At 68.4% G+C, this 13196-nt stretch carries 12 protein-coding genes and 1 pseudogene; 11 read left to right on the top strand and 2 right to left on the bottom strand.

The annotated features are described in order from the left end of the window. Nucleotides 1-32 precede the first annotated feature (32 nt). Together J7I89_RS05390 and J7I89_RS05385 are read left to right on the top strand one after the other, a co-directional pair. Entirely contained in the window at nucleotides 33-1745 is a 1713-nt protein-coding gene (locus tag J7I89_RS05390; protein ID WP_214968047.1) for a glycoside hydrolase family 13 protein, read from the top strand. An 87-nt stretch (nucleotides 1746-1832) separates the two neighbouring features. Continuing rightward, the gene (locus tag J7I89_RS05385; RefSeq protein ID WP_214968045.1) at nucleotides 1833-2801 is read left to right on the top strand and encodes an aldo/keto reductase family oxidoreductase; all 969 of its coding nucleotides are present in this window, start codon (nucleotides 1833-1835) and stop codon (nucleotides 2799-2801) included. Between the two features lie 125 nt (nucleotides 2802-2926). On the opposite strand, the gene J7I89_RS05380 is transcribed toward J7I89_RS05385, so the two are convergent. Both J7I89_RS05380 and J7I89_RS05375 read right to left on the bottom strand, forming a co-directional pair. Continuing rightward, nucleotides 2927-3850 carry a TauD/TfdA family dioxygenase gene (locus J7I89_RS05380; protein ID WP_214968043.1) on the bottom strand — a complete coding sequence of 308 codons (924 nt, stop codon included), beginning with the start codon at nucleotides 3848-3850 and terminating at the stop codon, nucleotides 2927-2929. A 34-nt stretch (nucleotides 3851-3884) separates the two neighbouring features. Continuing rightward, nucleotides 3885-4904 carry an ABC transporter substrate-binding protein gene (locus J7I89_RS05375; protein ID WP_214968041.1) on the bottom strand — a complete coding sequence of 340 codons (1020 nt, stop codon included), beginning with the start codon at nucleotides 4902-4904 and terminating at the stop codon, nucleotides 3885-3887. A gap of 338 nt (nucleotides 4905-5242) precedes the next feature. On the opposite strand from J7I89_RS05375, the gene J7I89_RS05370 reads away from it, so the two are divergent. The 9 genes and pseudogenes from J7I89_RS05370 to J7I89_RS05330 all read left to right on the top strand — a co-directional run bounded on the left by J7I89_RS05370 (nucleotide 5243) and on the right by J7I89_RS05330 (nucleotide 12867). Further along, a complete protein-coding gene (locus tag J7I89_RS05370) occupies nucleotides 5243-6106 on the top strand; it encodes a CoA ester lyase (protein WP_214968039.1) in 864 nt (287 codons plus the stop codon). Between the two features lie 24 nt (nucleotides 6107-6130). Then, nucleotides 6131-7094 (top strand): annotated as a pseudogene (locus J7I89_RS05365) (DUF2797 domain-containing protein). A gap of 58 nt (nucleotides 7095-7152) precedes the next feature. Then, a complete protein-coding gene (locus J7I89_RS05360; protein ID WP_214968037.1) occupies nucleotides 7153-7377 on the top strand; it encodes a DUF3188 domain-containing protein in 225 nt (74 codons plus the stop codon). 45 nt (nucleotides 7378-7422) lie between these two features. After that, a complete protein-coding gene (locus J7I89_RS05355; RefSeq protein WP_214968035.1) occupies nucleotides 7423-7884 on the top strand; it encodes a MaoC family dehydratase N-terminal domain-containing protein in 462 nt (153 codons plus the stop codon). A 2-nt stretch (nucleotides 7885-7886) separates the two neighbouring features. After that, the gene (locus J7I89_RS05350; protein ID WP_214968034.1) at nucleotides 7887-8324 is read left to right on the top strand and encodes a MaoC family dehydratase; all 438 of its coding nucleotides are present in this window, start codon (nucleotides 7887-7889) and stop codon (nucleotides 8322-8324) included. Between the two features lie 14 nt (nucleotides 8325-8338). Then, a complete protein-coding gene (locus J7I89_RS05345) occupies nucleotides 8339-9607 on the top strand; it encodes a sugar MFS transporter (RefSeq protein ID WP_214968032.1) in 1269 nt (422 codons plus the stop codon). A gap of 110 nt (nucleotides 9608-9717) precedes the next feature. Beyond that, on the top strand, nucleotides 9718-10785 hold the full coding sequence (locus J7I89_RS05340; RefSeq protein ID WP_214968030.1) for a UDP-N-acetylmuramate dehydrogenase: 1068 nt from the start codon (nucleotides 9718-9720) through the stop codon (nucleotides 10783-10785). A 55-nt stretch (nucleotides 10786-10840) separates the two neighbouring features. Next, nucleotides 10841-11947, top strand: a complete 1107-nt coding sequence (locus J7I89_RS05335) for a winged helix DNA-binding domain-containing protein (protein ID WP_214968028.1) — start codon at nucleotides 10841-10843, stop codon at nucleotides 11945-11947. Between the two features lie 221 nt (nucleotides 11948-12168). Then, the gene (locus J7I89_RS05330; protein WP_214968026.1) at nucleotides 12169-12867 is read left to right on the top strand and encodes a type IV toxin-antitoxin system AbiEi family antitoxin domain-containing protein; all 699 of its coding nucleotides are present in this window, start codon (nucleotides 12169-12171) and stop codon (nucleotides 12865-12867) included. Nucleotides 12868-13196 lie beyond the last annotated feature (329 nt).

The following is a 13196-nucleotide window of genomic DNA, read 5'->3' as shown; positions in this document are numbered from 1 at the left end:
AACAACCCCAACCACAAGAAAAGGATCATCCCTTGTCCACCACTGCCACGCTGGCAACCCTGTCCGATTCCGACCGCCTGGCCGATCCGAACTGGTGGCGCCAGGCGTCCGTCTACCAGATCTACCCCCGCAGCTTCTCCGACTCCAACGGCGACGGGCTGGGCGACATCAAGGGCATCACGGCCAAGGTCCCGTACCTGAAATCGCTGGGGATCGACGCCGTCTGGCTCAGCCCGTTCTACCCGTCGGCGCTCGCCGACGGCGGCTACGACGTGGACGACTACCGCGACGTTGACCCCAAGCTGGGCACGCTGGATGACTTCGACGAGATGGCTGCGGCCCTGCACGCCGCCGGCATCAAGCTGATCGCGGACATCGTCCCCAACCACTCCTCGGACCGGCACGAATGGTTCAGGGAAGCCCTCGCGTCCCCGAAGGGCTCCGCGGCGCGCGACCGCTACATCTTCCGTGACGGCAAGGGCCCCAACGGCGAGTTCCCGCCGTCGGACTGGGACTCCGTCTTCGGCGGACCCGCCTGGGAGCGCATCACCGAACCGGACGGCACCCCCGGCCAGTGGTACATGCACATCTTCGCCAAGGAGCAGCCGGACCTGAACTGGGCCAACCGGGAAATCCGCGACGACTTCCTCAAGACCCTGCGCTTCTGGTCCGACCGCGGCGTGGACGGCTTCCGCGTGGACGTGGCGCACGCCCTGACCAAGGACCTCACCGAGCCGCTGCTGTCCAAGCTCGAACTGAGCGCGGCCAACACCGGGACCGACGGTTTCGACGACGGCACGCACCCGTTCTGGGACCGCGACGAAGTCCACGAGGTCTACACCGAATGGCGCGAGGTCTTCAACGAGTACAACCCGCCGCGCACCGCGGTGGCCGAAGCCTGGGTGCACGCCACCCGCCGACCGCGCTACGCGAGCCCGGAGGGCCTGGGCCAGGCGTTCAACTTCGACCTTCTGCAGGCCGATTTCGACGCCGAGGAGTTCCGGGAGATCATCACCCGCAACCTCGCCGAGGCGGCCGCCACCGGAGCATCCTCCACGTGGGTCTTCTCCAACCACGACGTCGTCCGTCACGCCACGCGCTACGGCCTGCCCAAGACCGCCAAGGGCAAGAAGCACGCCAAGGGCCAGGACGGCAAGGACTGGCTGCTGGCCGGCGGACCCGAGGAGGAACTGGACGCGGCACTCGGCGAGCGCCGCGCCCGCGCCGCCACCCTGCTGATGCTCGCGGTGCCCGGCTCCGCCTACCTGTACCAGGGAGAGGAACTGGGCCTCCAGGAAGTCGCGGACATCCCGGACGCCGAGCGCCAGGACCCGTCCTTCTTCCGCAACAAGGGCGTGGAAGTCGGCCGTGACGGCTGCCGCGTGCCGCTGCCCTGGTCGGTTGAGGGGACCTCCTTCGGTTTCGGCGACGGCGGGGCCCACCTGCCGCAGCCGGACTGGTTCAGCAAGTACGCCGTCGAGGCCCAGGACGGCACCGAGGGCTCCGCGCTCGAGCTCTACCGCACGGCCCTGAAGCTGCGCCGCGAACTCCAGGCCGAGGAAGAGCTGGAATGGATCGAAACCGGCAACCCGGAGGTCCTGCACTTCAGCCGCCCCGGCGGCTGGCAGTCGGTGACCAACTTCGGCGACACCGCCGTCGAGCTTCCCGCCGGGACCGTGCTGGTCAGCAGCGCCCCGCTGGAAGACGGCAAGCTGCCGGCCAACACCACCGCCTGGCTGCGCTGACATAACCCAATAACAAGTACAGGTGGCGGTGCCCGGCCGGGGTGCCGCCACCTGTGCGTCAGCCGCGACTCGTGAAAGAGTGAAGCAATGATTGATCACAGCGTTCCCTCGTCCGGGCAGGAGCTCATTTACGGCTGCATGGGTCTTGGCGGCGGATGGTCCGACGAACCGCATGACGTCCACCATGTGGAGGAGGCCGCTGCCGCCGTCGACGCGGCGCTGGACGCCGGCATCACGCTGTTCGACCACGCGGATATCTACCGCAGGGGCAAGTCCGAGGCCGTCTTCGGTGAGGTGCTGGCGGCGACGCCGGGACTGCGCGAGCGCATCCGGCTCCAGACCAAGTGCGGCATCCGCCTCAACGAGCGCGGGCTGGAGACCCATTACGATCTGAGCGGCGACGCCATAATTGAGCGCGTGAACGGCAGTCTCGAGCGCCTGCGCACGGACTACGTGGACGTCCTCCTGCTGCACCGGCCGGATCCCCTGATGGACCCGGCGGAGGTGGCGGCCGCCGTCGGGAAGCTCATGGCGGAAGGCAAGGTGCGGGCACTGGGCGTCTCCAACATGTCAGGCGAGCAGATTGCGTTCCTCCAGGACAGCCTGGAAACGCCGGTGGTGGCCAACCAGCTGGAGATGAGCCTGCTGAAGCGGGCCTGGCTCGAGAGCTCGGTGCTCGTCAACCACCCGGAATCGGCGGATTACGGCTTCCCGCACGGCACGATCGAATACTGCGCCCGGCAGGGGATCACCCTGCAGGCCTACGGCGCACTGGCACGCGGGCACTACACCGGGAATCCGCCCGAGCGGCCCACGCCAGCCGAGGCCGCCACCGCCGCACTGCTGTCGGACCTGGCGCGGGACAAGGGAACCACATCCGAAGCCGTGCTGCTGGGATGGCTCATGCGGCATCCGGCGGGGATCGCGCCCGTCATCGGTACGGCCAACCCGGACCGGATCCGGGCCTGCGCCGGAGCCGCCCGCGTGGCCGAAACCATGACCCGGGCCGAGTGGTACCGGTTGTGGGTCACGGCCCGGGGGAGCAACATCCCTTAAACCCAACTAGCTCGCAGTTGTTGTCGTTTTGAGCGCTCAGAACGACAACTAATGCGAGCTAGTTGGGCGGCGCCAGCGTGGCGGGGGCAAGGCCCGACGGCGGGCGGCCGGCTGGGCGGGGCCGGCTAGTTCAGCGGGGCGACCTCCGAATACGTGGACGAGTCGCCCTTCAGCGCCTGGCTCGGCGTGCCGTCCACGCTCACGGGGATGTCGCCGGCGATGGTGACTCGGTTGAGCTTTCGCGGCTGGCCGTCGTAGTTGTCCGGTGCGTAGTGCTGGGTGATCCGGTTGTCGAACAGCACCAGCTGGTTCGGCTCCCAGTTGACCCGCACCACGTTCTCGGGCCGGGTGACGTAGGCCTGCAGCAGCCGGATGATGTCCCTGGACTCGGTGTTGGAGAGGCCCACGATCCGCAGGCGCTGCGCGAAGCCCCCAATGAACAGTCCGCGCTCGCCGGTCAGCGGGTGGACGCGCACCACGGGGTGGGCGGTCTCGAACTTGAGCCGCGTGAACTCCTTGCGCCGCTCCTCCGCATTCTGGTGTTCCAGGTTCTTGGGCACCGAGTAGTCGTAGTCGTTGGTGTGGATCGCCCAGAGCGTGTCCGCGAAGTTGCGCAGTTCATCCGGCAGGTCGCGGTACGCGGCAGCGGATGACGCGATCAGCGTTTCGCCGCCGTACGCCGGCAGGTCGATGCTGCGCAGGGTTGAGGCCTGCGGCGGGTTGACCACGAACGTGACGTCGGTGTGCCAGTTGTTGGCGGAGCCGTTCTCGCTGTCCACCGGCAGGACGTTTTCCTCGCCCTCCACCGAGGCGACCGTGGGGTGGGCCTTCGTGAGCGGTCCGAAGTGCCTGGCGAACTTCACCTGCGCCTCGTCGGTGAGGATGTTGGCCTCCCGGAACACGAGGGCCTTGTGCTCGTTGAGCGCCGCGCGGATCCGGGCGACGGTTCTCGCGGGCAGGTCCCCGCTGAGGTCCAGTCCGCGGATTTCGGCCCCGATGCGGGAGCCCAGCTTGGCGAATTCGAGCCTGGTTTCGGTAATGGCGGTCATTGTTCTTCCTTACTGTGGTGTCGCTTGCGGCGGGTTACTTGGAAATGAGGCCGTTGAATTCGTTGGTGTAGAGCTTCTTGGGGTCCAGATCGGACTTGATGATGCCCACGGACTTCAGGTATTCGTTCCAGCGGGTGAAGTCCTCGTCTTTGATTTCGCCCTTGCTGGGGACGCCCACGCTCTTCCAGTACTGCAGGGCGGCGGGGTTCTCATTCCGGCCGCGCTCCTTCAGGATCTTGGTGAAGCGGGCAATCACTTCCTTGCGCGGCGTGGTGCGTTCCCACTCGATTGCCTTCGCCACGGCCGTGGTGAACGTGCGGGTGGTGTTGGGGTTCTTGGCGATGAAATCTTCCCGGAGCACGTAAGGGCCGCCGGCAAAGCTGCCGAACAGGTCGAAGTCGCTGAAGACGGATCTCAGCCCTCCGTTGGCGATAGCCTTGTCCTGGAGGATGCTGCCCAGCGAGCCCGCATCCACCTGGCCGCGGCGGATGGCTTCCTCGGTGTCGTTGGGCGGAACCACCACGAGTTGGACCTGCTTGATCTCGTCCGCGCTGAGCCCGTTCTTCCGGAGGTAGGTGTTGATCACGGCCTCGGAGTGCGCTCCCAGCGTGTTGACCGCGATCTTCTTGCCGATGAAGTCCCGGGCCGTCCGGATCGGGCTGTCCTCCTTCACGTAGTAGCCGTTGAAGGTCTTGCTGTCCTCGCCGTAGTAGTTGATGACGGCCTTGACCGGGGCCCCGGCTTCGATGAGCTTCACCACGGCACCGGCGAAGGCGCCGCCGAAGTCCGTCTGGCCGGTGGCCGCGGACTGGATGTCCTGCGGGCCGCTGATGGTGTTGCCCACCCAGTTCAGCTTCACGTCGCCCAGGTAGCCGAGGTCCTCGGCGAGTTCGGGGAGGGTCACGGTATTGGCCCAGCCCTGGTACCGGAGTTCCTTGACCTCGTTGGCGCCCGGGGCGCCGGTGCCGGCCACCGAGGGGCCGCCGCAGCCGGACACCGTCAGGGCGATGACGACGGCGGCCGCAGCACTCAGGATGGTCAGGTGTCGTTTCATGGGGGTTCCTTCGATGGTTGCTTGGCTGGCTCTGTTGCCAGGGTTACTGCCTTGTTGCCAGGGTCACTGCCGGCCGCCGCAGCGGCCGATGGATCGATGTAAGCGCACTTGGCGGACTCAGGAAAGCGGCCCGGTCACGGCATGAAACCCTTGGAAATCCGCTGAAATACCGCGCAACGCAGGGTCATGAGGCCCCCTGTTTCGGCCGATGAATCCCCGTGACGGACGGCACCCGGAACGGCCCCGCGCACCGTAGAATTCCGCATATGGTCATATTGGTCTCCGCCGGGGACCGGTCATCTTCGCCTTAGCAGGTGCAGGCCCGATACGGTAGGTATATGACGTCTTCCTCCACCGCCGAGATCACCCGACACGAACGCAACATCCCCGCCGAAATCGCCCGTTCGTGGCTGCTGGTCAACGCAATGAAAACCGAGCTCTTCGACCAGTCGGCGGTGTCCCGCGCGGATTCCATCATTCTGGACATCGAGGACGCGGTGGACCCTTCACAGAAGGACACAGCCCGCGAGAACGTGGTGAACTGGCTGACCGCCGGCGGCCAGGCCTGGGTCCGGATCAACGACGCCATCAGCCCGTTCTGGGCCGATGACCTCGCCGGCCTCCGCGGAACGCCCGGACTGCTCGGCATCATGCTGGCCAAGACCGAATCCGCAGACCAGGTCACCGAAAGCTTCCACCGCATGGACGGCAAGACGCCCGTCATCCCGCTCGTCGAGAGCGCGGTCGGCATCGAGGAAGCCAACAACATTGCCAAGGCGCAGGGCGCGTTCCGGCTCGCCTTCGGTTCCGGCGACTTCCGCCGCGACACGGGCATGGCAGCCACCCCCGAGGCGATGGCCTACCCGCGCGCCAAGCTCGTGGTGGCCAGCCGCGTCGGCAACCTGCCGGGCCCCATCGACGGCCCCACCGTCGGCACCAACCACCCCATCCTGCGCGAGCAGACGGGCATCACGGTGATGATGGGCATGACCGGAAAGCTCTGCCTGGCCATCGACCAGACCAGCGTCATCAACGAGGTCATCAGCCCCACGCCGTCGGACGTCGCCTGGGCCACGGACTTCATGGCCGACTTCGAGGCCAACGGCCGTGTCATCCGCGACGGCTCCGACCTGCCCCGCCTGGGCCGCGCCGAGAAGATCATGAAGCTCGCGGTAGCCTTTGGCGTGCAGCCGGCGCTCTAGCCGGCACCACCTTCAGGAGGCCCCGTGACCGATACCCGTTATCTGGTGCACGGGGTCTTTTGGGATGGGCCGCCGGCCGCTTCCGGGACGTCCGACGGCGGCAGCCCGGTTTTGCGCCTCCAGCAGCTTTCGCCGGGCCACGGGTTCAGCGAGGTCAGGCTCGACGCCGGTGCACGGCTCGGCTTCCCGGGTCGCGGACAGCCGGAAGCACTGCCTCGGGCACACCAAGGTCTTCTCCGAGGCGGAGCGGGAGCATGTGCCGTGCCCGGACCGGTTCCCGGCGGTGCGGGGCAGCCAGTGCGAGCGCTGCTTCGTGGTGGACGACTCCCGGCTGATCCACGATTTCCACCGCGGCGGCCGCGTGCCGCCAGGGCTGCGGAGCTACCTCATGCAGCCGCACTGGCTCTACGTGGCCACATTCGCCCACGGCGCCAGCAAAATCGGGACCGCATCGCAGCCCCGGAAATGGAACCGGCTGGCCGAGCAGGGTGCCGTGGTTGCCCGGTATGTTGCGCTCGCCGAGGACGGCCGCGTGGTGCGCCTCCTGGAGGACATGGTCACCCGCGAAGCCGGACTCGCCCAGCAGGTCCGGTCCGCCGCCAAGGCGGCCGCCCTGACGGACCCGCTGCCCGGCAGCCGGCTCGACGAGCTGAACCGCCGCCTGGCGGAAGAAGTCAGGACGCTGCTGGCGGGTACCGCCGTCAGGGGCTTCGACGTCGGGGGCTTTGACATCGTGGACGAGCAGTGGGTCCGGCCGGCGCAGGCCGCCGGGCTGGTCGCGGCTGCGGCCCGGCACGCCTATCCGCACAGCATGGACGGCGGCAGCCACGGCTTCACCCTCGGGGCGCTGTGCGGCAGCCACGGCCTGGCGGGCATCGAGGGCTCGGAGCTGGATTTCGTGGTGAACCTGGGGCTGCTTAAGGCGCGGCTGATCGAGCCGGGGGAGTTCAGCTCTGAGGTCCCCGCGGTGCAGGAAGCCCTGTTCTGACGCCGTGCTCACATCCGCCGCTGCCGGGTCGGCCTCCGGAACTCGGTAAACTGGCACGGTGCTGAACGAATTCTGGGCCTCGGCGCCCGCCTCATACAAAGTCCTGGTCTTCAGCGCGATGGGCCTGATCGCCGCAGGCATCATCCTTAACCTCGCGGGGAATGCAGCGCACAACCAGGGGCTCATGGTGGCGTCGCTGCCCGTGATCGGCCTCGGTCTGGTGCTGCACGTGGTGGCGCTGGTGGTCCGTGGCCAGCAGGTCCGCAAGAACCTCCGGAAGTAGCCGCGAACTGGGTGGTCCGCGGCGACCCCCAGTAGGCTTGAGGCCATGACTATCAATCCGGACCTGCAGGGCCGAAGCTACCCTGCCGCAGAGGTGTACGACGTCGGCCGCGAGAAAATCCGCGAGTTTGCCCGTGCGGTCAAGGCCACCCACCCCGCCCATTTTGACGTCGACGCCGCGCAGGGCCTGGGCCACCGCGACCTCGTTGCACCGCCCACGTTCGCGATCATCATTGCCCAGCGTGCCGACGCGCAGCTCATCGAGGACCCGGAGGCGGGCATCGATTTCTCCCGCGTCGTCCATGCAGACCAGCGCTTCACCCACCACCGCCCCATCTTTGCCGGCGACCGCCTGGTGGCCGAGCTGCACGTCGACGGCGTCCGGGCCATGGGCGGCGGCGCCATGATCACCACCCGCGCCGAGATTTTCGCGCTTACGGACGCGGACGGGCGCGAGCCCGTGTCCACCACCAAGTCATCCATCCTGGTCCGCGGAGAGGGACAGTAGCCATGAGCCCCACTTTCGAAGAACTGAGCGTCGGCCAGGACATCGGCAGCCGCAGCATCGACGTCACCCGGCAGGACCTCGTCAAATACGCCGGCGCGTCCGGTGACTTCAACCCCATCCACTGGAACGAAGCCTTCGCCACCGGCGTGGAGCTCCCGGGCGTCATCGCGCACGGCATGTTCACTATGGGCGCCGCCGTGCAGCTCGTCTCCGACTGGGCAGGCGACCCCGCCGCCGTCGTCGATTACCAGACCCGCTTCACCAAACCGGTCCTGGTGACCGACACCACCGGAACCGGCGCTGCCGGCGCCGTCATCGAGGTCAGCGGCGCCATCGGGGCGCTCGACGCCGAGGCGCGCACCGCGCGCGTGGACCTCGCCGTGGTCTTTGACGGGCAGAAAGTCCTCATGAAGGCCCAGGCGCTCGTCAAGGTGGCCTGAAACGTGATCCGCCCTTGAGCTCCACCGCCGTTCAGGCGCGGGAGGTCACCCTCTGGCGCAACGCGGTGGTGGTGGCCTACGGCGCCAGCGGCATCGCCTTCGCCTCCTGGGTTTCCCGCCTGCCCGCGATCCGCGACGGACTCAACCTCACGCCGGGGACCATCGGGCTGCTGCTGCTGTGCATGACCGCCGGCTCGTTTCTCTCGGTCTCCGCCTCGGGGCTGATTGTGCTGCGGCTCGGTTCCAAGCGGACCATCCGCACCGGCAGCGTCATGGTGGGCATTGGACTGGTCCTGGCGGGATTTGGCACGTCCGTGCTGGTCAGCCCGCTGGCGGTTGCCGCCGGGCTGGCCGTGATCGGCCTCGGGACCGCGAGCTGGAACACCGCTTCCAATGTGGAGGGCGCCGCCGTGGAGCGGGCCGTGGGCCGGCACATCATGCCGCGCCTCCACGGCTCGTTCAGCCTGGGCACCGTGGCCGGCGCCGGGCTGGGGGCCTGGGCCGCAGGTGCGGGCGTGCCCGTGTTCTGGCATCTCGCTGCCGCCGGCGTGGTGGTGGCAGTTTCGGTGACGACGGCGGCCGGCTGGTTCCGCGCCGACGTCACGCCCGTCGTCTCCCGCGCCACGTACCGGCCCGACAACTTCGAGGACCCCTCCACCGGCCCGCTGCCCATCATCCGGGCCGGGGCAGAGACCGGCGGGCCCCCGCTGGACAACAAGCGCAAGATCGCCCAGGCCTGGCGGGACAAGCGGACGCTGCTGCTGGGGGTCATGGTGCTGGGACTTGCCCTGGCCGAGGGCGCGGCGGGGGACTGGGTGGCGCTGGCGCTCGCCGACGGCCACCACCAGTCCGACGCCGCCGGTGCCGCCGGCTACGGGATCTTCGTCACCTTCATGACCATCGGCCGGTTTGCTGGCACCGTGGTGCTGGACCGGTTCGGCCGGGTTCCCGTGATGCGCTGGTGCTCCGCTCTGGCCGTGGCAGGGCTGGCGCTGTTCGTCTTCGCGCCGGTTCCCTGGCTGGCCTATGCCGCGCTGGCCGTCTGGGGGCTCGGGGCGTCGCTGGGATTCCCGGTTGGCATGTCCGCCGCGGCCGATGACCCCGCCAAGGCGGCGGCCCGCGTATCCGTCGTGTCAACCATCGGCTACGGCGCGTTCCTCTGCGGTCCGCCGCTGCTGGGGCTGCTGGCCGAGCACGTGGGGATCCTGCACTCCCTGCTGGCCGTCATGGCCGTGCTCGTGGTGAGCTTCCTGCTGTCCCCGGTGGCCCGCAAGCTTCCTTAGGCTTCGGTGCACGGGCTGCGGGCGGGCGGGTCGGATGTCCGGGCAGGGTGTCCGGGCTGGCCAGAAGGCCCGTTAACGGGCACGGAGGCAATCCCGGTTAAGCTGGACGGGTGACTCCCACAATGCTTTCCGATCTGACCACGGCTGCCGTCGGCGGCCCCGCCGGCAACTACATCGAGGCACGCACGGAAACGGAGATCATCGAAGCCGTGCGGACGGCGGACGCGGCCGGGGAACCGCTGCTGATTATCGGCGGCGGCTCCAACCTGCTGATTTCCGACGACGGGTTCCCCGGGACGGTGGTCAGGATCGCCTCCAAAGGGTTCACGGTTACCGCCGAGGACTCCTGCGCCGGTGTTGCCGTGGTGGTCCAGGCAGGCCACAGCTGGGACGCCCTGGTGCAGCACGCGGTGCTGCACGCGTGGTCCGGGATCGAAGCGCTGTCCGGCATTCCCGGGGCCACCGGTGCGACCCCGGTGCAGAATGTAGGCGCATACGGTTCGGACGTGTCGCATACCATCGCAGCGGTCCGCACCTGGGACCGGGAACGCAACGCCGTGAAGACCTTCACCAACTCCGAGCTCAAGTTCGGCTACAGGGACTCCATCCTCAAGCAGACCACTGTCCACGGGTCGCCGCGCTACGTGGTGCTCACGGTCGAGTTCCAGCTGCCGCTTGGCCGCATGAGCGCCCCTGTCCGCTACGCCGAGCTGGCCAGGGTCCTCGGTGTCGAACAGGGCCAGCGGGCCTACTCCAACGACGTCCGCCGCGAGGTGCTCCGGCTGCGCGCGTCCAAGGGCATGGTGCTGGACCCCGCCGACCGCGACACGTACTCCACCGGCTCTTTCTTCACCAACCCGATCGTCCCCGCCGACGTGGCAGCCGGCCTGCCGGAGAACGCGCCACGGTATCCCGCCGGTTCGGACGGCTTGGTGAAGCTCTCCGCGGCGTGGCTGATCGACCAGGCCGGGTTCGGCAAGGGCTTCGGCCTGGAAGAGGGCAGCGTTTCCGGCGGCAGGGCCTCGCTGTCCACCAAGCACACCCTGGCCATCACCAACCGGGGCTCGGCCAGTGCTGCGGACATGGTGGCGATCGCGCGCGAGGTGCGCGCCGGCGTCGTCGGGCGTTTTGGCATTGAACTCCACCCGGAGCCGCTGCTGATTGGCGTCGAGCTCTAGAAGGGCAGCCCCCCAAACCGGTCCGCAGACAGGCAGTCGGTCCTAGGATGGGGCCATGGGAGCAGCAACGAAGACCCGCATCACGTCGAAAGTCATGGGCCGCTTGAGGATGGCGTCGCAGGGACTGCTGGGGGACGGGTTTTCCAGCGTGCCGGAGGCGGTCCGCTCGATGACGGCCATGCAGGCGCAGGACCTGCAGTCGGCGCTGTGGGCGGTTGGCCTGCGCGTTCCGGACGCCGGGCTGAGCGAAGTACGGGCAGCCCTGGACTCGGGGACCGTGGCGCGATCGTGGCCAATGCGCGGCACCCTCCACCTGCTGGCGCCGGAGGATCTTCGCTGGATCCTGAACATCACCACCGCACGGCTCGTCCAGGGCATGTCCAGCCGTCACCGCCAGCTGGAGATAACCGGCAGCGACGTTGAAGCCTGCCGGAAGGTCGCGCTGGACCTGGTTTCCGGAGGGCACGGCGCCACGCGGGGCGAGCTGTTTGCGGCCTTCGACGCTGCCGGCCAGCCTCCCACAGGGCAGCGCGGCATCCACTTGCTGGGGCTGCTGTGCCAGAGTGCGTCGCTGGTGCCCGGGCCGCTGGACGGGAACCAGCAGAAGTTCGTGGCGTTCGACGAGTGGATCACCACGTCCCGGGACCTCGGCCGTGAGGAAGGCATCGCGGAGCTGCTGCTCCGGTATCTGCGCAGCCACGGGCCGGCGACGGTGCGGGACTTCGCATGGTGGTCCAACACCACGCTCACGGAAGCCCGTGCCGCTTTGGCCTCGGTCAGCGGAGAGCTCGTGGAACTGGAATTTGGCGGAACGGGCTACTGGCTCTCGCCGGAGACTGCGGCGCTGCTCGACGACGGCGTTCCGGGGCAGCGAACAGTCCTTGCCCTGCCGGGGTTCGATGAATTCGTCCTCGGCTACACGGACCGGAGCCTCGTGCTGCCGCCGGAGCACGCGCAGAAGATCGTTCCGGGCGGCAACGGAGTGTTCAAGAAGGCCATCGTGGCCGGGGGCGAGGTGATTGGGACGTGGGGGAGGCAGGGGAGCGGGCGGGCCGCCGCCGTCGTGCCTGTTCCCTTCGACGATGCCAAGCCGCTGGGCCCGGCCACCCTGGCTTCCTTCAAAAGGGCCGCCGAACGGTACGAGAGGTTCCTCGCGGCCTGACGGCATCCCCCGGCCCCGCCGCGCCCCGCCCGGCCCCGCGGGCCCCGCACGACCGGCCGGGCCCCGCACACGCGGCCCGGACCCCGCCGAGCCCCGCACAACCGGCCCGGGGCAGCGACGGTGGTGCGGGCCAGGGCCGGTCCGGCCGGAGGGCCAACCCTTTTCCACATACGGGACGCCGTCCTTTTTTGGCAGGGTGCGAACGTAGGCACCCTTGGAGTATGAAAAGTGGGGAATTAGGCCGGGCGATCGAGTCACTGTGGCCGGGGGCACCTGTCGCCTCGACGAAGCAGTTGGCGGCAGCGGGTGTGGATGACCGGACCCTGACGGCAGCGGTGCGGGCCGGGGCTCTGATCCGGGTCCGGCGCGGGGCATACGTCAAAGGTTCGCACTGGAACCAGATCAAGCCCTGGGAACGGGACAGCCTCCGGATCCAGGCGCACTACGAATCCACGGGAGGGACGGCCTGCTACAGCCACACCAGCGCGGCGCGGCTGCACTTATGCCAGGTCTGGAAATGCGGGCCGCTGGTGCACGTCACCACGAGCTACTCGAACTCCGCCACCAGCACCGGGACGGACGTCCGGACTCCCCGCCTTCCGCTGGACCCGTCGGATCCAATCATGCTGCGGACTGCAGACGGCCGGGACATGCAGGTGACCAGTCTGGAACGCACTGTGCTGGACTGCGTTAGGATCCTCCGGCCGGACGCGGCCGCCGTGATCGGGGACGACGCGCTGCGGAAAGGCGCGGACCTCGCAAAGATGCGGCGGATGCTTGAGGACAGCCCGGTCAAACGGGGGAGCCGGCGGGCCGCGGGGGTGCTGGACGTGTTGGATGGTCGCTCGGAATCAGCCGAAGAATCCCGGACTCGGCTGCTCCTGCACACGTTCGGGGTGGACGGCTTCGAGCCAGTATGAGCTGTCAACGAGGTCGGGGCTGTTCAGGGCGGACTTTGCCGACCCCGCCCGTCGCGTGATCATCGAGTTTGACGGCAGGTCCAAGTACAGCGACTACGGGCCAACAGACCAGGCACTGCTGGCGGAGCGCTCCCGCGAGAACTCTCTGGCCGAGGAGGGATGGACCTTTCTGCGCCTTGAGTGGCAGCACCTGGATGCTCCAGCGGAGCTTAGCCTTGATCCACCGATCTGCCTGGTTGGATGATCTGATTCCGGTTTCGGCGGTTTTTCGGGCTGAGGGCGTGCCGGAGCGCCGGGCCTCGCTGCCGTTGGGTGTTCCACTGGTGGGT

The organism is Arthrobacter sp. ISL-5 (assembly GCF_018613835.1).
Taxonomy (GTDB): domain Bacteria; phylum Actinomycetota; class Actinomycetes; order Actinomycetales; family Micrococcaceae; genus Arthrobacter.
Note: the sequence above shows the minus strand (reverse complement) of the source record. Positions and strands in the feature narration are given on the sequence as shown.